18 protein-coding genes, 1 pseudogene and 1 riboswitch are annotated in these 19,728 nt (G+C 68.0%); of the genes and pseudogenes, 10 read left to right on the forward strand and 9 right to left on the reverse strand.

Annotated features, from left to right (window positions below; genetic code table 11):
• Positions 1-9: 9 nt before the first annotated feature.
• From ACNJ7E_RS05385 to ACNJ7E_RS05400, 4 genes are read right to left on the reverse strand one after another with little or no spacing between them, the layout of a single operon-like run.
• Positions 10-885: an ABC transporter permease gene (locus tag ACNJ7E_RS05385; protein ID WP_317571010.1), complete on the reverse strand. Its 876-nt coding sequence runs from the start codon at positions 883-885 to the stop codon at positions 10-12.
• The gene (locus ACNJ7E_RS05390; protein WP_005244194.1) at positions 878-1,714 is read right to left on the reverse strand and encodes an ABC transporter ATP-binding protein; all 837 of its coding nucleotides are present in this window, start codon (positions 1,712-1,714) and stop codon (positions 878-880) included. Before ACNJ7E_RS05390 ends, ACNJ7E_RS05385 begins: the two co-directional genes overlap by 8 nt.
• Positions 1,711-2,799, reverse strand: coding sequence for an ABC transporter substrate-binding protein (locus ACNJ7E_RS05395; protein WP_418339467.1), 1,089 nt, complete (start codon positions 2,797-2,799; stop codon positions 1,711-1,713). Before ACNJ7E_RS05395 ends, ACNJ7E_RS05390 begins: the two co-directional genes overlap by 4 nt.
• Positions 2,800-2,837: 38 nt before the next feature.
• Positions 2,838-3,908: an ABC transporter substrate-binding protein gene (locus ACNJ7E_RS05400; RefSeq protein ID WP_280778642.1), complete on the reverse strand. Its 1,071-nt coding sequence runs from the start codon at positions 3,906-3,908 to the stop codon at positions 2,838-2,840.
• A gap of 280 nt (positions 3,909-4,188) precedes the next feature.
• Between ACNJ7E_RS05400 and ACNJ7E_RS05405 the strand changes: the two genes are divergently transcribed.
• Entirely contained in the window at positions 4,189-5,109 is a 921-nt protein-coding gene (locus ACNJ7E_RS05405; RefSeq protein WP_054247106.1) for a sigma-70 family RNA polymerase sigma factor, read from the forward strand.
• Here the strand turns inward: ACNJ7E_RS05405 and ACNJ7E_RS05410 are convergent.
• Positions 5,084-5,684 (reverse strand): annotated as a pseudogene (locus ACNJ7E_RS05410) (carboxymuconolactone decarboxylase family protein). The gene ACNJ7E_RS05405 and the pseudogene ACNJ7E_RS05410 overlap by 26 nt on opposite strands.
• 120 nt (positions 5,685-5,804) lie before the next feature.
• Here ACNJ7E_RS05410 and ACNJ7E_RS05415 point away from each other — a divergent pair.
• The gene (locus tag ACNJ7E_RS05415) at positions 5,805-6,992 is read left to right on the forward strand and encodes a pyridoxal phosphate-dependent aminotransferase (protein ID WP_054247104.1); all 1,188 of its coding nucleotides are present in this window, start codon (positions 5,805-5,807) and stop codon (positions 6,990-6,992) included.
• A complete protein-coding gene (locus ACNJ7E_RS05420; RefSeq protein WP_283351493.1) occupies positions 6,989-8,026 on the forward strand; it encodes an AraC family transcriptional regulator in 1,038 nt (345 codons plus the stop codon). The genes ACNJ7E_RS05415 and ACNJ7E_RS05420 overlap by 4 nt, the downstream gene beginning before the upstream one ends.
• 7 nt (positions 8,027-8,033) lie before the next feature.
• Here the strand turns inward: ACNJ7E_RS05420 and ACNJ7E_RS05425 are convergent, their stop codons facing one another.
• The 3 genes from ACNJ7E_RS05425 to ACNJ7E_RS05435 all read right to left on the reverse strand — a co-directional run bounded on the left by ACNJ7E_RS05425 (position 8,034) and on the right by ACNJ7E_RS05435 (position 10,294).
• Positions 8,034-8,459 carry a VOC family protein gene (locus ACNJ7E_RS05425; RefSeq protein WP_280778644.1) on the reverse strand — a complete coding sequence of 142 codons (426 nt, stop codon included), beginning with the start codon at positions 8,457-8,459 and terminating at the stop codon, positions 8,034-8,036.
• Between the two features lie 63 nt (positions 8,460-8,522).
• Positions 8,523-9,566: a zinc-binding dehydrogenase gene (locus tag ACNJ7E_RS05430; protein WP_418339468.1), complete on the reverse strand. Its 1,044-nt coding sequence runs from the start codon at positions 9,564-9,566 to the stop codon at positions 8,523-8,525.
• An 80-nt stretch (positions 9,567-9,646) separates the two neighbouring features.
• Positions 9,647-10,294, reverse strand: coding sequence for a LysE family translocator (locus tag ACNJ7E_RS05435; RefSeq protein ID WP_418339325.1), 648 nt, complete (start codon positions 10,292-10,294; stop codon positions 9,647-9,649).
• 145 nt (positions 10,295-10,439) lie between these two features.
• Here ACNJ7E_RS05435 and thpD point away from each other — a divergent pair, with 145 nt between their 5' ends.
• From thpD to ACNJ7E_RS05450, 3 genes are all read left to right on the forward strand, one after another.
• On the forward strand, positions 10,440-11,351 hold the full coding sequence (gene thpD / locus ACNJ7E_RS05440) for an ectoine hydroxylase (RefSeq protein ID WP_418339326.1): 912 nt from the start codon (positions 10,440-10,442) through the stop codon (positions 11,349-11,351).
• 169 nt (positions 11,352-11,520) lie between these two features.
• Positions 11,521-13,671: an MMPL family transporter gene (locus ACNJ7E_RS05445; RefSeq protein WP_418339327.1), complete on the forward strand. Its 2,151-nt coding sequence runs from the start codon at positions 11,521-11,523 to the stop codon at positions 13,669-13,671.
• A gap of 169 nt (positions 13,672-13,840) precedes the next feature.
• Complete coding sequence (locus tag ACNJ7E_RS05450) at positions 13,841-14,488, forward strand: alpha-ketoglutarate-dependent dioxygenase AlkB (RefSeq protein WP_280778648.1); 648 nt, start codon at positions 13,841-13,843, stop codon at positions 14,486-14,488.
• On the opposite strand, the gene ACNJ7E_RS05455 is transcribed toward ACNJ7E_RS05450, so the two are convergent.
• On the reverse strand, positions 14,489-15,577 hold the full coding sequence (locus ACNJ7E_RS05455) for a 3-deoxy-7-phosphoheptulonate synthase (protein ID WP_280778649.1): 1,089 nt from the start codon (positions 15,575-15,577) through the stop codon (positions 14,489-14,491).
• Between the two features lie 281 nt (positions 15,578-15,858).
• On the opposite strand from ACNJ7E_RS05455, the gene ACNJ7E_RS05460 reads away from it, so the two are divergent.
• The 4 genes from ACNJ7E_RS05460 to ACNJ7E_RS05475 are packed head-to-tail and all read left to right on the forward strand — an operon-like array spanning position 15,859 to position 19,322.
• Positions 15,859-16,806, forward strand: a complete 948-nt coding sequence (locus ACNJ7E_RS05460; RefSeq protein WP_283354441.1) for an ABC transporter ATP-binding protein — start codon at positions 15,859-15,861, stop codon at positions 16,804-16,806.
• Positions 16,806-17,582, forward strand: a complete 777-nt coding sequence (locus ACNJ7E_RS05465; RefSeq protein WP_418339328.1) for an ABC transporter permease — start codon at positions 16,806-16,808, stop codon at positions 17,580-17,582. The genes ACNJ7E_RS05460 and ACNJ7E_RS05465 overlap by 1 nt, the downstream gene beginning before the upstream one ends.
• A gap of 19 nt (positions 17,583-17,601) precedes the next feature.
• Positions 17,602-18,717: a sensor histidine kinase gene (locus tag ACNJ7E_RS05470; protein ID WP_418339329.1), complete on the forward strand. Its 1,116-nt coding sequence runs from the start codon at positions 17,602-17,604 to the stop codon at positions 18,715-18,717.
• Entirely contained in the window at positions 18,714-19,322 is a 609-nt protein-coding gene (locus ACNJ7E_RS05475) for a response regulator transcription factor (protein WP_061043544.1), read from the forward strand. Before ACNJ7E_RS05470 ends, ACNJ7E_RS05475 begins: the two co-directional genes overlap by 4 nt.
• Before the next feature lie 123 nt (positions 19,323-19,445).
• A riboswitch (cobalamin riboswitch) is annotated at positions 19,446-19,657 on the forward strand.
• Positions 19,658-19,728 lie beyond the last annotated feature (71 nt).

Here is a 19,728-nt window from a genome sequence, read left to right on the forward strand (position 1 = left end):
GGTAAGTGACTAGACCCGCCAGCGGGACAGCCTGCGTTCGATCAGTACGAGAACGGCGTTGAGTGTCAGCCCGAGAACCGAGATGGCGACGATGCCCGCATACATGTTGGGGATCTGGAAGTTGAACTGGGAGGCCGTGATCAGGTAGCCGAGGCCGGCCTTGGCCCCGACCATCTCGGCGGCGATCAGCACGAGGATCGACGACGCCGCCGCCATGCGGATGCCGGTGAAGATGGTGGGAACGGCGGCGGGCAGCACGACCTTCTGGAACAGGCGCACGGGCGACAGTCCCAGCGACGACGCCGACTTGATCAGCAGCGGGTCGACGGTGCGCACACCGGAGATCGTGTTCAGCAGGATCGGGAAGGTGCACGCGTAGATCACCAGGGCGATCTTGGACTCCTCACCGATGCCGAGGATCAGGATGAACACGGGCAGCAACGCCAGCGCCGCCGTGTTGCGGAACAGCTCCAGGATCGGGTTCAGGAAGTCCGACACCGGGCGGTACCAGGCGATCGCGATGCCCAGCGGGATCGCGATCACGACCGCCACGAAGAAGCCGATCAGGGCGCGGGAGAGGCTGGCGGACACGTGCTGCCACAGCTCACCGCTCTGCACCAGGTCGAAGAATGCCTCGACCACCGTGGTGAACGGGGGCAGGAACACCTCGTCGACGAGACCGACCCGCGGAGCGATCTCCCACAGTGCCAGGAAGGCGACGATCGCGACGGACGGCTTGAGGATCCGCCAGACGACCGGACGCAGTGCCGCACCGGCACGCTGGACGGCACCCGGCTGCGGTGGGGTGGAAGCGGGCGACGGAGCCGACGTCCCGGGCGGATCGATAGCAACGGGAGCTTCCGGTGACGCGAGTGCGCTAGACATGTGCTTCCTCCTTCTCGATTACCTGTGCACGCTCCACTTCGCCGTGCAGCAGCGTCCAGATGCGGTGGCGGTAGTGCCGGAACTGCTCGTTGGACCGGACGTCCTCGCCGCTGCGGTCGATGTCGATGTCCACGAACGTCTTCACCCGGCCGGGCCGCGACGTCAGGACCGCGACCCGCTGCCCGAGGTAGATGGCCTCGTCGATGCCGTGCGTGATGAACAGGATGGTCTTGCCGGTGGCCTTCCAGATGCGCAGCAGTTCGTCCTGCAGCGACTCACGGGTCTGCGCGTCGAGCGCCGCGAACGGTTCGTCCATCAGCAGCACCTCGGGATCGAACGCGAGGCTGCGGGCGATCGCGACGCGCTGCTTCATGCCGCCCGACAGCTCGTGCGGGTACCGGTCGCCGAACCCCTTCAGGCCGACGAGCTCGAGGTAGTGCTCGGCGAGTTCGCGCCGTTCCTTCTTGGGCAGTCCCTTGGCCTCGAGCCCGAACTCGATGTTGTGCCGGGCCGTCCGCCACGGCAGGAGTGCGTACTGCTGGAAGACGATTCCGCGGTCGAGACCGGGCCCGGTCACCGGCTGCCCGTCGAGCAGGATCCGACCCGATGTGGGGGTGCTGAGCCCGCCGAGCAGGTCGAGCAGCGTGGACTTTCCGCAACCACTCGGACCGACGAGGACGAGGAATTCGCCGTCCGCGAGATCGATGTCGATGTCCTCGATCGCGGTGAACTTGTCCTTGGACCCGCGCACGTCGAACTGCTTGGTGACGTGCTCGAGGCGGAGCTTGGGCGTCTGAACCCGATCGGGGTTCGAGGCGGTGGTGCTCATTTCTGTCCTTCCAGTACTTCTCCGTCGGGCCCGCTCTCGGGCTGGAACGTGCCGTTGGCGTACGGGTTGAATTCGTTGGTGTAGAGGTCGGTTGCGGTCAACTTGCCCTCGTCGAGCTCACCGTTGCGGACGAGCCAATCGACCCAGGTCTGCAGCTCCTTCTCCTGGATCACGGCCCCGGCGACGGGAATCCCGGAGCTGCGCCAGTAACCGATGGCCTCGTCGCTCTCGTTGCGGCCACGCTTGTCGATGATGCTCTTGAACCGTGCGACGACCTCCTCACGCGGAGTGACCTGGGTCCATCGGATGGCCCGGGCCGTGCCCTGCACGAAGTCCGCGACGGCGTCCTTGTTCTTCGCCAGGAAGTCGTCGCGCACTGCGTAGGTGCCGTAGCTGAAGGCGCCGAACAGATCCCGGTCCGTGAACAGCGGCCGGATGCCCCCACGCTCCTGGGCTGTTTCGCGGAAGATGTCGTTGATGGCAGCCACGTCGATCTGACCTTCGCGCAGGGCCGTTTCGTTGTTCACCGGCGGGACGACGGTCAGCTCCACCTGCTTGATCTCGTCCTGGGTCAACCCCTGCTGGGCCAGCCACTCCCGGACCAGGAACTCGTGGTGCGCACCGAGCGTGTTCATCCCGACCTTCTTGCCGATCAGGTCGCGCGCCGAGCGGATGGGGCTGCCGTCCAGCACGAAGTATCCCGTGTACTCACCGGCGTCCGCACCGTAGGAACTCAGCACCGACGTGATCGGTGCCCCCGCGGCATTGAGCTTGACGACGGCTCCGTTGAATGCCGCGCCGAACTCGATGTCGCCGGTGGCCGCCGACTGGATGTCCTGCGGGCCGCTGGTGGTGTCGCCGACCCATTCGAGCTTGATCTTGTCGTAATACCCCAGGTCCTCGGCGAGTTCGTGGAATCCCACGTCCCCGGCCCACCCCTGGTAGCGCAGGACTGTCTTCCCGTCCTCGGTGGTGGCAGTATCCGACGAGCCGGCGCACCCCGCCACTCCCGAGGCCAACGTGAACAGTGCTGCGGTCGCCGCGAGGGCGCGCACGGCGCCTCGCCGGAACCGGGAGTGGGACATCGACATCACTTTCTTCTCGTGGGGACCTGGGGTGGAGTTCACTTGGCGGCCAGCGCTTGTCCGTCGGGGCCGCTGTCGGCGGGGTACGTGCCGTTGGCGTACGGGTTGTACTCGTTGGTGTAGACGTCGGCGGGCGTGAGCTTGCCGTCCTCGAGTTCCCCGTTGCGGACGAGCCAGTCGATCCAGGTCTCGATCTCCTTGTCGGTGATCACGCCACCGGGACCCGCCACACCCGGCGACTTCCAGTAGTCCACGAGGTCGGTGGTCTCGTTGCGGCCGCGCTTGGTGATGATGTCCTTGTACTTCGCGATCACGTCGTCGCGCGGAGTCGTCTGGGTCCAGCGGATCGCGCGGGCCGTGCCCTGCACGAAGTCAGCGACGGCGTCCCTGTTCTTCGCGATGAAGTCGTTGCGGAACAGCAGCGAACCGTAGGTGAAGGAACCGAAGATGGACTCGTCGGTGAACAGCGGGCGGATGCCGCCGCGTTCGACTGCCTTGTCGCGGAACACGCTCCCGAGCGTGCCGACGTCGATCTGCCCCTGCCGCAGCGCCTGTTCGGTGTTCACCGGCGGCACCACGGTCAGCTCGACCTGCTTGATCTCGTCCGGGGTCAGCCCCTCCCGCGCCAGCCACTCACGCACGAGGAACTCGTGGTGTGCGCCGAGCGTGTTCATGCCGACCTTCTTGCCGATCAGGTCACGTGCCGACGTGATCGGGCTTCCGTCGAGCACGTAGTACCCGTTGAACGTCTCCTTGTCGGAGCCGTAGTAGCCGATGACGGACGTGATCGGCGAGTCGGCCGCGGCCAGCTTCAGCACCGCACCGTTGAACGCGCCACCGAAGTCGGTCTGCCCGGTGGCGGCATTCTGAATGCTCTGCGGCCCACTGGTGGTGTCGCCGATCCAGTTCAGTTCGACCTTCTGGTAGTAGCCCAGGTCGGCCGCGAGTTCCGGGAACGAGACCTGTCCCGTGGTCCCCTCGTAGCGAAGTACCGTCTTCCCGTCGGCTGTCGTGGTCGTCTCCGAACTGGAGCACGCGACAGCAAGGCTGGTGAATGTGAGAAGGGCGGCCGCTGCGGCCAGAGTCCGCGCGAAACGTGGACGAATCATCGAAGGTCTTCCTAGTGTGTGTTGCCCGCCCACGGCGAAGCGGCGGGTCGTGCGAGCGCACTCCCGAACCCCGCCCGGCGGTCGCCGGACGGGTGAGCAGGACGTGCAGAAGAAAAAGGGGTGCGAAAAAGCCAGGTCAGCTACGACAGCCGAAACACTGGAACATGGCAGACTCCCTGGAGGTGGTGTGGTCGCCACACCATACGTCCGGACCCACCACCAGGGTCAACGGTTACGCACACGACGGATTTTATGTCTGGACCGCACGTAGGATATCGGCATGCCCACTGCCACGCTGGTAGACGAATTCGAGTCCCACCGGCCGCATCTGCTCTCCGTAGCGTACCGGCTGACGGGAAGCGTCAGCGACGCGGAGGACGCCGTGCAGGAGTCGTGGCTACGACTCGACGACGCGGACGCCGCGAACATCCGCGACCTCCGGCCGTGGCTCACGACGGTGGTCGGGCGGATCTGCCTCGACCGGTTGCGGTCGGCGGCGGTGCGGAGGGAACAGTATGTCGGCCAATGGCTTCCGGAACCCATCGTCACCGGACTGTCGCCGTCGGCCGAGCCGGACCCGCTGGAAGCGGTCGTCCGGGACGAGGACAACCGCCTCGCCGCGCTGATCGTGCTCGACACGCTCACCCCTGCACAACGGGTCGCGTTCGTGCTGCACGACGGTTTCGGGGTCCCGTTCGACGAGGTGGCCGGGATTCTCGGCATCGAGACGCCCGCGGCGCGTCAGCTCGCGTCGCGGGCCCGCAAGGCCGCTGCCGCAACCACACCCGCCGTCCCCGACGAGGAGCATGCGCTCGCCGTGCAGCGACTGCTCGAGGCACTCGCCGCCGGCGACCTCGACGCGGTGATCGCGGCGCTGCACCCGGACGCCCTCGTCATCGGCGACGCCAACGGCACCACGAGCACCGCCGTCAACGTCATCCACGGCGCGGACAAGTTCGCCCGCTTCTTTCTCGGCCTCATCAAGCGGTACGGGCCGGCGGTGTTCACCGTCATGCAGCCGGCCCTGGTCAACGGCCAGCTGGGCTTCTTCAGTGCCGCATTCACCGGCGACGAGGCCCACCGCAGCTCGCCGCCGCGAGTGGGTGGGTTCACCGTCCGGGACGGACTCGTCTACGCGGCGTACGACATCGCCAATCCGGAGAAGTTCGGCGGGATCAGGCTGCCGGACCATTCTTCGTGACCGCCGCATCGTCGGCCCACGGCACCCGGCACGAATCGGTGCCGAAACCCTGTTCCGTGATGCCCAGCGCCGAGTACATCCGGGCGCGCATGTTCTCGATGCCGATCTGGTAGGACAGTTCGACGACACCGGCCCGGCCGAACCGGCGCTCGAGGTCCGCCACCTGTTCGTCGGTGACCGTGGTGGGCGTCGCCGTCATCGCGTCGGCGTATGCGATGGCCGCGCGCTCGTCCTCGCTGTACGCGGGCGAGTCGGCGTAGTCGGCGATGTGCTGGAGCCGCTCCACGTCCAGGCCGTCGAGGCGTTGCAGCATCGTGCCGAAGTCCACGCACCACGAGCAGCCGATCGTCCACGCCACGCGGTAGACGGCGATCTCCCGCACGTTCGCGGGAAGCACGGTCGACGCCTTCTGCACCGCCAGCTCGTGCCGGGCCGACGCGACGAACAGCTTGCGGTGATGGGCGAGCACGGTGAACGGTTCGGGTACCTCGTCGAACTTGTGGGGCAGCATATTTGTAGGCGACCTTCACCAGCGGGCTCGCGTCCGCCGGGGCCACTGCGGGAATGCGGGGCATTGCGTCCTCCATCGTCACCGGGCGCCCTTCGCGCGCCGTCTACAGAGAAGACGAGACAGCCCTGCAGAACGTGACGCGGCCGTGTGCAACCCTCGCCGTCACACCGACTACGCTGCAGTAATGCCCGCAACGCCGCGCAACCGCACCGTCCAGCGCTTGCAGCCGTTCGCGTCCACCATCTTTGCCGAGATGACCGCGCTCGCCGTGCGCCACGACGCCATCAACCTCGGTCAGGGTTTCCCCGACACCGACGGTCCCGCGTCCATGCTCGACGCCGCGCGCCGAGCCATCGCGGACGGGCTCAACCAGTACCCGCCCGGCCCCGGCATGCCCGTGCTCCGCCAGGCGGTCGCGGCCGACCGCCTGGCCCGGTACGGGCTCGACCACGACCCCGACTCGGAGGTGCTGGTTACCGTCGGCGCCACCGAGGCCATCAGCGCCGCCATTCTGGGGCTGGTCGAACCGGGTGAGGAAGTGGTGCTGATCGAGCCGTACTACGACTCCTACGCGGCGTCTGTCGCGCTGGCGGGGGCGGTGCGCCGCAGTGTGCCGCTCGCCCGCTCCGGCACGAAGTTCGTCGTCGACCTCGACGCTCTGCGGGCCGCGATCACGCCGAAGACCCGGATGCTGGTGATCAACACCCCGCACAATCCGACCGGCACCGTGTTCACCCCGGAGGAGATCGCCGCCGTCGCGGAGCTGGCGTGCGAGCACGACCTGCTGGTTCTCAGCGACGAGGTGTACGAGCACCTGGTGTTCGACGGCCGGACGCACACCGCCCTGGCCACTCTGCCGGGAATGTACGAACGGACCGTCTCGGTGTCGAGCGCCGCCAAGACGTTCAACGTCACCGGCTGGAAGATCGGCTGGGCGTGCGGTCCGGCGGAACTGATCGACGCCGTCCGGACCGCGAAGCAGTACATGTCGTTCGTCGGCGGCGGACCGTTCCAGCCCGCGGTGGCGCATGCGCTGAGCCACGAGCAGCAGTGGGTGAAGGAACTGCGCGACAGTCTCCAGGCCAAGCGGGACGTGCTGTACGACGCGCTCGTCGCGTCCGGTCTGGAGGTCCATTCGGGTGGCGGCACGTACTACCTGTGCGCCGACATCACCGCGATCGGTGAACGCGACGGCATCGACTTCTGCCGCAGGCTTCCGGAGCGCATCGGCGTGGCCGCGGTGCCGGTCAGCGTGTTCACCGACCATCCGCAGCCGTGGAACCCGCTGGTGCGGTTCGCGTTCTGCAAGCAGGATCACGTGCTCGAGGAGGCGGCGCGGCGGCTCCGGACCCTCGGGGAGCCCGGATCGTGACTGCCCGCACCATCCCCGCCGACTTCGTGCGGCGGTCGCTCGAACTGTCGGCGCGCAGTGGGGTCGATCTCTCCCCCGCGCTGTCGGCGGCGGGAATCACGACGGCGTCGCTGGAGGATCCGCTGGCCCGGTTGACGCCGACCCAGGTCACCGCGTTCACCCAGGCGGTCTGGCAGATCACGGGCGACGAATTGTTCGGGCTTGGCCCGGCCCCGGTCCCCCGCGGCACGTTTCGGCTCGTCTGCCTCGCCCTGATCCACACCGCGGACCTGTCCGCCGCCCTCGAGCGGATGGCCGACATCCTGCGCGCCCTGCCGTCACTGCCCGCGCTGCACATCGGTCCCGGTATCAACGGCGGAACCCGGATGACCATCGACATCCGCCCGGCCGCGGCCGAACGGTCCACCGAGGACGTGCAGTCGTCGCTCGAGGCCACGCGGGTCACCACCGATTTCCTGCTGATCCTGCTCCACCGTTTCGCGGCGTGGCTCGTGGGCAAGAGGGTCCGGTTGCTGGCCGTGGAACTGCCGTATCCGGCGCCGCTGCCGCAGCTCGCCGAGAACTACGATCACATCTTCGGCGTCCCCGTGACTTTCGATTCCGACATTCCCGCAATCGAATTCGACAACGCGGTCATGCGGGCGCCGATCATCCAGACCGAGGAGACGCTCGAGGACTACCTCCGGGAGTCACCGACGCTGCTGATGTCGGAGCGTGACTACGACAGCACGGCGTCGGCGCAGGTGCGCCGGGTCCTCGAGCTGGGCATGAAAGGCCGGACGTCGACGGCCGAGGACATCGCGGAGATGCTGTCGATCAGCGTCCCCCACCTGCGCCGCCTGCTCCGGCAGGAGGGGACGTCGTTGAATCAGCTGCGCGAGGAAGTGCTCCGCGACGCCGCCGTGGCCGGGCTCCGACGCGGCGAGACCGTGGAGGACCTGTCGGCGCGGCTCGGCTTCTCCGAGCCCAGTGCGTTCCGTCGCGCCTTCAAACGCTGGACCGGCAGCACCCCGAGTTCCTACCGCGGAGCGTGACAGCGCGTCAGCTGACGCAGAACTCGTTGCCCTCGGGGTCTGCCATCGTGACCCACTCGCTCGGCCCCTGGCGGCCGCGGTGGAGCACGGTGGCGCCGGACTGCTCCAGCTTCTCGGCGACCTCGTAACGGGCGTCCCCGACCCTGATGTCCAGGTGGAGCCGGTTCTTCACCGTCTTCCGTTCGGGAACCAGCTGGAACAGCACACGCGGGCGCTCCGGGTGCTCCGGATCGCGGATCGCCTGACCCTCCCGCCAGACCAGGACGCCCTCGAACTCCATGGTGTCGGACTCCTGCGCGTGGCCGGCCTCGACGAGCCCGCGGATGAACTCCTCGTTGCTCGGCTCCACCTCCCAGCCGAGCGCCTGCGCCCACCATTTGGCCAGGGTATGCGGGTTCTCCGAGTCCACTGTGACTTGAAATTCATATCCCATGGCCCGACGGTACAGCGGGGCACCGACAGGTCCCGGCGAGCCGAATCCCGGCACCTGCCGGTGTCAGGGTTTGACGAGGATCCGGATGGGATCACCCTCGTGGTGCGCGAGTTTCTCGATGCCCTTCGCGACGTCCTCGAGCGGGACGATCTCGCTGATCGACCGCGACAGGTCGAGCCGGCCACGGGACACCAGTTCGGCGAGGGTTTCGATGTCCACGTTCTTGTATCCCAGGTGGCCGAGTACCTGTTTCTGCGACAGCCCGAACTGCGCGGTGGTTCCCACCGATGCCTCCTGCGCGCTCAGCCCGACCGCGACGAGTCGGCCACCGACCGTCAGGCAGTCGAGTGCCTGCTCGAACGTCACCTTCAGTCCGGCCGCGTCGAACGCGACGTCCAGCATCCGGCCGCCCGTCGCCTCGGCGACCTTCTCCTTCAGGTTCTCGTCCCTGGAGTCGAACGCGTAATCGGCCCCGAGCTCCAGGGCACGTTCCCGCACAGTGGGATTGATGTCGAACGCGATCACCGGGACAGCGCCGACCAGACGTGCCAGCTGCACGATGTGGGTGCCGACTCCGCCCACACCCCACACCCCGACGGTCTCCCCGACCACCACCTTGCCGGTGCGCACGACCGCGCCGAACGGCGTCGACACCGCGTCGGCGAGGATGGCCGCCTGTTCGAAAGGAACGTTGTCCGGGATACGGGTCAGTCCCCCGGCCTGCGCCACCGTGTACTCGGCCCACGCGCCGTCGTAGGCGAACGCCATGAGCTGGATGTTCAGGCAGTTCGTGAGGTCCCCGCGGCGGCAGTTTCGGCACCCGAAGCAGGGCCTGCCCGCGGACGGCACGACGCGGTCTCCCTCGGACCAGCCGGATACTCCGGCACCGAGTTTCGCAATGGTGCCCGACGCCTCGTGCCCCTGGGTCACCTCGGGCAGCAGCGCGGGGAACGTGCCGTCGATCAGACTCAGGTCGGAATGGCAGATGCCGCAGAACTCCACTTTGACGAGCACTTCACCGGGACCGGGTTCCGGAATCGGAATATCCTCCACAGCAATGGTTTTCGTGTCCGCATAGAATCGCTGCGCCCGCATGGTCCCGGCCATCTCTCGCCCCTTCGTCGTCATCGCTTCCGACGGTACCCGCGAAACATGCTCAGGTGTGCATGATTCAGGCCACTGCCGATTCAGACCGTCGCGGGCCGCGTCCGGTCGAGGGCGAGGTGAACGGCGAGGCCGCCGAGGACGCTTCCCATCACGAACTTCTGCACACGCAGCCACACCGGGCGTCCGGACAGGAACGCCACGAGAGTTCCTGCGACGCAGACGATCAACGCGTTCACGGTGAGCGCCACCACGATCTGCACGGTGCCCAGCAGCAGGCTCTGCAACCACACGGGCCCGGCGCCGGGGTGGACGAACTGCGGGATCAGCGCCAGGTACATCACCGCGATCTTCGGATTGAGCAGGTTGGTCGTGAGTCCCATCAGGAACAGCCGGGCGGACGAATCCCGGGGCAGCGCCCGGGACGGAGCGAACGGCGTGTGCCCGCCGGGCCGCAACGCCTTCCAGGCCAGCCAGCCCAGATAGCACGCACCCGCCAGCTTCAGCGCGGTGTAGGCCTGCGGGACGACGGAGAACACCGCCGAAATGCCCAGTGTCGCAGCAGCCAGATAGCACAGGAATCCGAGAGCGACACCGGCCAGCGAGACCAGTCCCGCCGCCCTGCCCTGAGTGATGCTGCGCGAGACCAGATACACCATGTTGGGTCCCGGTGTGAGAACCATGCCGAGGGCGATCGCCGCCACTCCGAGTACCGCCGCCGAATCGATCATGCCCGTGACGATCCCACCGCGCCGCCGCGCCGTCGCGGTCCAGTCCGGCCTCGGTGGACCTGCGTCCGGGTTGCATTCGTCGACGACCAGTGGGAACGTCGGAAGAGTAAAGCGTTGTCCAATCCGAAAGGGTGAAACACGAGTTATGCGTACGGCCGTAGCCGACAACTACCCCACGAGGGACCGCAACGAGTGCACGATGACCGTCCGCCAGGACCCGGTCACCTGGTCGGACGGGAAACGGGGTGATACCCGCTCCGGTCCGCTCACCGCGAATCAGATTGCCGACTACGCCGCAACTGGGTATCACTCCGCCGAGTCGATCATCCCGCCACGCGACGTGTTCAACCTGGTCGACGAGATGACCCGCCTCGCCGAGACCGACACGCTGCGCGGCGACGACCGCGTCGTACGGGAGAACGGCGACGGCGCCGTCCGTTCCGTGTTCGACGTCCACCGCCTCAGCGAAGTCGTCGACGAGATCATCCGCCGCCCCGAGGTGGTGGGTATCGCCCGGCAGATCCTCGGTTCGGACGTCTACGTCCACCAGTCGCGACTCAATTTCAAGCCCGGTTTCACCGGCGGGCCGTTCTACTGGCACTCCGACTTCGAGACCTGGCACGCCGAGGACGGCATGCCCACTCCTCGCGCCGCGAGTATCTCGATCGCGCTCACCGAGAACTACGGGCACAACGGCGGGCTGATGATCATGCCCGGATCGCACCGCGCGTTCGCCTCCTGCGCCGGCGAGACCCCCGAAGACTACTACAAGGAATCGCTGGTCAGCTACGTTCCCCCCACCGGGTCGCCCGATCAGCCGACGCTCACCCGGATGGCGAACGAGTACGGCATCGACATGATGACCGGACCGGCCGGCTCCGCCACCGTGTTCGATTCCAACTGCATGCACGGGTCGAACGGCAACATCACGCCGTTCGCGCGGTCCAACCTCTTCATCGTGTTCAACAGTGTCGAGAACACCCTGACGGATCCGTTCTCGGCGCCCGTCCCGCGCCCCGACTACCTCGGCAGCCGGGATTTCACCCCCTTGCGGTAACGAGCACCATGACGTACCGCGGCCCCGCTCCCTGATGTCGGAGCGGGGCCGCGGTCTGTCGATGCCGTGAAACCCATAGCCTTCGCGCCGCCCTGCATGCGACGATGGCTTGGCACGGTTCGACCGCCCGGCCGGGCGCCGGCCGAACCTTCATCTCCCGGAACGGGGAATGATGTTTGCCTACATCGCGCGCACCGTGGTCGCACACCCGTGGCAGGTCATCGCGGCCTGGGTAGTCGCCGCAATAGCCGTCATCCTGTTCGCGCCGAGTCTCGACGACTACACCACCGGTAACCAGCAGACGTTCCTGCCCAGCACTTTCGAGTCCTCCGAGGCGCAGGCCGTCGGCAACGAATACTTCCCCAGCCTGTCCGGTGCCACCGGCAGCCTGGTGGTGGTCCGTGCCGACGCCGCCCCGCTCTCACCCGCCGATCAGCAGACGGCACTGAATCTCGCGACCTCGCTGCAGAATTCGGCGATCCCGGGAGTTGTGAGCGTGCAAGGGTCGCCTGCGTCGCTGTCCGCCGACGGGAAGGCTGCCGCACTGCAGGTGGTGTTCGACGGACAACCCGGCGACGACCAGGTCAACGACGCCGTGCCGGTCATCCGGGGCGACGCAGAGCAGCAACTGAACGGCACCGGCCTCGTGAGCGGGCTGACCGGGAACGCGGCCATTCAGGTCGACACCACCGCCGCCTACGACAACGCCGACAAGGTCATCACGATCGCCACGGTGATCGTCATCCTCGCCCTGCTCGGCCTGATCTTCCGCAGCCCCGTCATCGCCGTCCTGCCGGTTCTCGTGATCGGCGTGGTGCTGTCGGTGGTCACCGGACTGACCGCCGTGCTCGCCGATCTGTTCGACTTCCAGGTCAGCACGTCGCTGCAATCCATCCTCGTGGTCGTCCTCTTCGGTGTCGGCACCGACTACATCGTCTTCCTGTTGTTCCGCTATCGCGAACGTCTCCGGCAGCAGGCCGCGGCTGGGTCCACCACCGACATGCATCAAGAAGCCCTCGTGTTCTCCACCGACGTCGTCGGGCGCGTCGTGGCGTCGTCGGCGCTCACGGTCATCGTCGCGTTCGCCGCCCTGCTGCTGGCGAAACTCGGCTCGCTCACCACGCTCGCGCCGGGACTCATCGTCGCCGTGGCCCTCATGCTGGTGACGGCGTTGACCCTCATCCCCGCCGTGTTCACCGTGCTGGGACGCCACCTGTTTTGGCCGCTCGGACCGGGGCACGACAGCCCCCACACACCGTTCGCGTCGATCGGCGCCGCGATCGGGCACCGCCCAGCCGTGTTCGCCATCGCGATCGGCGTCGTGTTGATCGCGCTCGCCTCCTTCGCGTCCGGCTACAAGTCGACGTACAACACGCTGGGGGAACTGCCCTCCGACACGCCGTCACAGCAGGCCTTCGACACCCTCGATCAATCCTTCCCCGCGGGTGCGCTGAGCCCGACCCAGGTGTACGTCGTGGCTCCCGGGCCGCTCGATCCCGCGTCGCTGACCCCGCTCGTCACCGCTCTGACACAGGTGCCGGGCGTGTCCTCGGTCGCCCCGCCGCGACCCAGTCAGGACGGTCGCGCCGCGCTCGTCAACGTCGTGCTCGCCGACGACCCCTATTCGAACGCGTCCCTCGACCTCGTCGAGGGCCCGATCCGCGACGCCGCCCACGGCGCGGTTCCCGGCTCGGAAGTCGTTGTGGGAGGGCAGACGTCCACGTTCGTCGACGTCCGCGCGCAACTCGCGGCGGATACGCGCCTCGTGTTCCCCGTCGCCGCAGTCGCGATCGCGCTGATTCTCGCCCTGCTGCTGCTCGCCGTGCTGGCCCCGCTCAACCTGCTGGTGTGCGTGGCACTCACGTTCGTCGCCACACTCGGCGCCGTGGTGCTCCTGTTCCTGCACGGCCTCGGCTACGACGGGATCGACTTCTCGATTCCGATCGTGCTCTACCTGTTCGTCGTCGCGATCGGCACCGACTACAACATCCTGCTGGCCTCGCGACTGCGCGAGGAATTCCGCAACGGGTACACCCCGCGTGAGTCCGCGCGGATCGCCGTCTCCAACGACGCCCCCACCGTCGCCGCCGCCGGTCTGATCCTGGCGCTGACCTTCGCTTCCCTGACCCTCACCGGACTGGCCAACCTCGCCGAACTCGGCTTCGGCGTCGCGATCGGCGTCGCCATCGCCGCCTTCGCGATGGCCCCGATGCTGGTACCGAGCCTGTCTGCACTCGAACGTCGCGCCTTCTGGTGGCCGAGCAGGCAGAAGACGACCGTCGACACCGGCGACGACCGCGAGCCTGCCGTGCCGCGGTAACAACCGCCGCCGTTCCCCGGGCTTCCGTGCAGACGCACCACTTCTCCGCAGCCGCACTACTTCCAGGGCCCGAAAAACAATGCGCGAACCAAGACGGGGTGCGCCGATCGGCGACCGCCGTCTCACAAATGATGTGAACATACGTTCGAATATCGGGTAGCATGGCGGCATGACTTCCGCGGATGCGCGGTATGCGCTCCAGGCTTCACTGTTCGACGACGCGTCGTTCGGTGTCGAGCTGGGCGCGCTCGGGTCGACGGTGCAGCGTCGCACGCTCACGGCGGGAGCGTGGGTCGACGTGCGGCCTGGGTGGCTGACCGGTTCCGACGAGCTGTTCACCACGCTCGCGGAGACGGTGCCGTGGAAGGCGGAGCGGCGCCAGATGTACGACCGGGTGGTCGACGTCCCGCGCCTCGTCCGGTTCTACCCGGAGGGTGAGCGGCTCCCCGACCCGCTGCTGGTCGCGGCACGCGACGCCCTGAGCAGGCACTACCTACCCGAATTGGGCGAGAAGTTCGCCACCTCCGGGCTGTGCTTCTACCGCGACGGTTCCGATAGCGTCGCCTGGCACGGCGACGACACCGGCCGGAGCCGCACCGAAGACACCATGGTCGCGATCCTCTCGCTCGGCGCCGCGCGTCCGCTGCTGCTGCGTCCGCGCGGCGGCGGGCACTCGATCCGGTACTCGCTCGGCCACGGCGACCTGCTGGTGATGGGTGGTTCCTGCCAGCGCACCTGGGAGCATTGCGTACCGAAGAGCACCCGCCCGCTCGGACCGCGGATCAGCGTGCAGTTCCGCACGAGAGGCGTGCGGTGATCACTTCCGACGTGCGGCCACTGCCTGGGCGAGGCGGTCCAGCTGCGCCGCCGTCGTGTTCCAGTCGATGCACGCGTCGGTGATGGACTGCCCGTACGTGAGGTCCTCGGCCTTCCCCAGGGTGAGGTCCTGACGACCGGCTTCGATGAAGCTCTCCACCATCACACCGACGATCCCCTTCTCGCCCTCCTCGAGCCGGGCCGCGATGTCGTTCAGCACGTCGACCTGCTTCTCGTGGTTCTTGCTGCTGTTGCCGTGGCTGGCGTCGATGACGACCCGCTCCGGCAGACCGCCCTTGCGCAGCCGGGCGAGCGTGTCCGCCACCGTCTCCACGTCGTAGTTCGGTCCGTCGCTGCCGCCGCGGAGGATGACGTGGCAGTCGGGGTTGCCGACCGTGCGGATCAGCGCGGCCTGCCCGTCGAGGTCGGTGCCGGGGAACACGTGGCTCGCCGCGGCGGCGCGGGTGCCGTCGACCGCCACCTGCACGTCGCCCTCCGTCGAGTTCTTGATCCCGACCGGCATCGACAGCGCGCTGCACAGCTGGCGGTGCACCTGGCTGGCGGCGGTGCGGGCACCGATCGCGCCGTACGTGACGAGGTCCGCGATGTACTGCGGCATGATCGGGTCGAGGAACTCGCAGCCGACCGGCAGGCCGAGCGAGGACACGTCGAGCAGCAGCTTGCGGCCCATGCGGATCCCGGTGTCGATGTCGAACGTGCCGTCCAGGTGCGGGTCGTTCAGCAGACCCTTCCAGCCGAGCGTGGTGCGCGGCTTCTCGAAGTAGACCCGCATGACGATGTGCAGGTCGTCGCGCAATTCCTCGGCCTTCGCGGCGAGCCGGCGGGCGTAGTCCATGGCGGCGTCCGGATCGTGCACCGAGCACGGGCCCACCACGACGAGCAGTCGATCATCGTCGCCGTTCAGCACGTTCACCGTGTCGGCGCGGCCGGAGCGGACGGTCGCGGACGCGACGTCGTCGGGGGCATGCTCGGCACGGACCACGGACGGGGCCACCAGCGGGCTGATGCTCACGGTGCGCTGGTCGTCCAGCCGATCACTGCTGGTAGTGGTGTCGAGAGTGACAGTCATGGGTTCGGGTTCCTGTTCTCAGGCCGGCCCTCGAAGACTGTGGAGATTCCCGCGAGCCGGTCTGTAATCCGGCTCTGGGGTGGAAGAAGTCAGCGCGTGGTTACGCCGACCGGCCCACCCGGGGCCGGCCTGCTAAACCAGAAATATGCGCGCTGCATGGCGCCCACAGTAACGGCTGCCCCCGATCGGCGCCACACCTACCCCGGCCCCTGACATTTGTCACGGTGAGGTCGTGACGGACGTGTGGGGGTCGGCGGCCGTCCGGATCGCACGCTGAATGCATGACATCGACAGAGCACCGCACCTACTCGAAGGCCTCCGCGTCGCCGGCTCCGGCAGTCAGCCTGCGCGGCGTCCACAAGCACTTCGGTGACGTTCACGCCGTCCGGGGGCTGGACCTCGAGATCCGGCCCGGCGAGATCGTCGCGTTCCTCGGACCCAACGGCGCCGGCAAGACCACCACCGTCGACATCCTCCTCGGACTGTCCCGCCCCACAGCCGGCGAGGTGTCCGTGTTCGGCACCGATCCGCGCACCGCGATCGCGAAGGGGCTGGTCTCGGCGGTCATGCAGACGGGCGGGCTCCTGAAGGAGCTGACGGTCGAGGAGACCGTCCGGCTCACCGCTAGCCTGTTCGCCGACACCCGGCCGGTCGACGAGGTCCTCACCCGGGCCGGTATCGCCGATCTCGGAAACCGGTTGGTGGGCAAGTGTTCCGGTGGTCAGCAGCAGCGACTACGGTTCGCGATGGCATTGCTCTCCGATCCCGAGTTGCTGATCCTCGACGAGCCGACCACCGGCATGGACGTCGAGGGCAGGCGGGACTTCTGGTCGGCGATCCGCGCCGACGCGGACAGCGGCCGGACGGTGGTCTTCGCGACGCACTACCTCGAGGAGGCCGACGCCTACGCCGACCGGATCGTGCTGGTGCGCAAGGGAAAAGTGGTCGCCGACGGCACCGCCGCCGAGGTGAAGGCACTGGCCGCGGGACGCACGGTTCGCGCCCACTTCCCGGGCGCCGACAGGGAACAGTTGTTCGCGATTCCCGGCGCCGACAGCATCGAGGTTCGCGGCGACAGCGTCCTCGTCCACTCGACGGACACCGACGCCGTGGCCCGCCACCTCCTCACGCAGACGCCTGCCTGCGACCTCGAAATCGTCTCCCGAGGACTCGAAGACGCATTCATCGCACTCACCTCCGACGACTCCGCCACGGAAGGATCGAACTGATGACCACCCTCGCGGCACCCCGCCGCGTTCCCCCGCTCGGCGGACTCAATACCACCCTCCTCGGGCTCGAACTGCGCCGGCTGCTGCGCAATCGGCGCACGATGATCATCACTCTCGTCATGCCGGTCGTCTTCTTCCTCATCTTCGGTCTGAACCCCAGCTACTCGGGGGAGAGCGCAGGCAACGGGAACGTCTCGGCGTACGTGATGATCAGCATGGCACTGTACGGCGCGATGATCGCGACGACGAGCGGCGGCGCGATGGTGTCGGTGGAACGGGCGTCGGGGTGGAGCCGGCAGTTGCGGCTCACCCCCCTGTCCCCCGGGGTCTACATCTTCGTCAAGGTGCTCGTCGCGATGATGCTCGGACTCGGGGCCGTCGGCGTCGTCTACCTCGTGGGAGCGTTCACGTCGGTCCACATGGACACGTCCCTGTGGTTCACGACGGCCCTGATCACCTGGCTCGGATCCGCAGTGTTCGCCGCGTTCGGCCTGTTCATGGGGTACCTGCTGCCGAGCGAGAACGTCATGCAGATCCTCGGCCCCGGGCTCGCCGTGCTCGGCTTCGCGGGCGGGCTGTTCATGCCGCTGCAGGACGGTTCGGTGTGGGCGTCGATCGCGCAGTTCATGCCCACGTACGGGCTGAGTCAGCTGGTGCACGCGCCGCTCACCGGTGACGCGATGCAGTGGACGTGGCTCCTCAACGTCGCGGTGTGGCTGGCGATCTTCGTCGGCGGTGCGGCGTGGCGGTTCCAGCGCGACACCGAGCGAGTATGACGGCGGTATCGTGACTGCCGTGACCACCCCCGACGGCCCCGTCGTGACCAGACGATGGGGCCGTTTCGGATTCATTTTCGCCGCCGCCTGGACGGTCTTCCTGTTCCAGCCGTTCCTCGACGGCTGGGCCGCCCGCGATCACGTCCGCGGCTGGATCGGGATGATCGCCACGCTCGCCTTCGCGGTGACGTACCTCGCGATGTTCCGGTGGTCGCATACCCGGCGCGCGCACAACGAGTTTCGGCCGCCGCTGAACCAGGCGGCGCCGCTCGTCGTGGCGCTGTTCGGGCTCGCAGTCGTCATGGTGGTCGCCGTCGGGTCGTCGGGGCTGTCCGCCGCCGTCTTCCTCGCGGTCTCCGCGGTCATGCTGTTCCCCGCGTGGCTCGGCGGGATCACCGCCCTGACCGTCGCAGTTCTCGTGGAAGTGATCTCCACGGTGATGGACTGGGGGTCGGGCACCGGGCTCTCGCTGGGCGTGTGCGCGGCAGCGTTCGCGATGTTCGGCGTGACCAAGCTGATCAACCGCAACATCGAACTGGTCCGGGAACGGGAAGCGAGCGAACGGCTCGCAGTGCAGGAGGAACGCACCCGGATGGCCCGCGACCTCCACGACATCCTGGGGCATTCCCTCACCGTCATCACCGTCAAGGCCGAACTCGTCGGCCGGCTCCTCGACATCGACATCGACCGGGCCCGCACCGAAGTGGCGGACCTGGAACGTCTTTCCCGCGACGCGCTCGCGGACGTCCGGCAGGCCGTGCAGGGAATCCGGGGGCTGTCGCTTCCGGTGGAGATCGCCCGGGCCGGGGAAGCGTTGCGGTCGGCCGGAATCGAGGCGGAGCTGCCCAACAGCACCGAGTCGGTACCCACCGGACTGCGCGAGTTGTTCGCGTGGACCGTCCGGGAGGGTGTCACGAACGTGGTCCGGCACAGCGGCGCAACGCACTGCTCGGTCACGGTGGGCGAACGCGAGGCCACCGTCGTCGACGACGGCGCCGGGTGTCGTGAATCCGTGCACGGGAACGGGCTGGTGGGCCTTCGGGAGCGCGCCGCCGCCGCCGGAGCCCGGGTGGTCATCACCCATCCGCAACCCGGCGGGTTCTCGTTGCACGTGCTGAAGGAAGAGGCCGCGTGACGATCCGGCTGCTGCTCGCCGACGATCAGGCACTCGTCCGCGGTGCCCTCGCCGCCCTGCTCGACCTGGAGGCGGACCTCACGGTCGTCGCGGAGGTCGGGCGCGGCGACGAGGTCGTCGCGGCGGCGCGCGAGCACTCCCCCGACGTCGCGCTCCTCGACGTCGAAATGCCCGGTCTGGACGGAATCGCCGCGGCCGCGGCACTGCGGGCCGAGATGCCGCAGACCCGCGTCCTGATCGTGACGACGTTCGGTCGTCCCGGGTACCTGCGCAAGGCACTGCAGGCCGGTGCGTCGGGGTTCGTCGTGAAGGACACCCCGGCCCGGCAGCTCGCCGACGCCGTCCGGCGCGTCCATGCCGGACTGCGTGTCGTCGACCCCGCGCTCGCCGCCGACAGTCTCGTCAGCGGGGAATCGCCGCTCACCGACCGGGAGACGGACGTGCTGCGGGCGGCGCGGGACGGTGCGCCGGTCGCCTCCATCGCGGCCGCACTGTTCCTGTCCGCAGGTACCGTGCGCAATCACCTCTCCTCGGCGATCGGCAAGACCGGGGCCAGCACCCGAGCCGAGGCCGTCCGCGCTGCGGAGTCGAACGGCTGGCTGTAGGCCCTCCGGGCTCGTGCGCCTTTTTGGTAGTTGNGGGGCTACCAAAAAGGCGCACGGGCCGAAGGCCTATGCTGGCCGGTGCAGCTGGTTCGCCCGGCGCGGTCGTGAGGAGCCCCGAAGACCGCACCTGGCGTCGAAGCACGTCGGACTCCCCGGAGTCCGACGTGTGAGAGGGAACCCGGTGAGAATCCGGGACTGTCCCGCAGCGGTGAGCAGGAACGACCGCCGTCACCATGCACTGGGCAACCGCCTGGGAAGCGACGGCCACTAGGTCCGGTGCGATGTCGCACCGGCTGCCTGCGAGTCCGAAGACCTGCCGACTGTGTCGGGCACGCCGTGCCCGACGGTTACCGCCTCGTGGATTGGGCGTGTAGACCTTCTCGCGCTGCAGCACGTCCCTGGGCTC

This window comes from Rhodococcus mengyinensis (genome assembly GCF_048381435.1).
Lineage (GTDB): Bacteria > Actinomycetota > Actinomycetes > Mycobacteriales > Mycobacteriaceae > Rhodococcus_F > Rhodococcus_F opacus_D.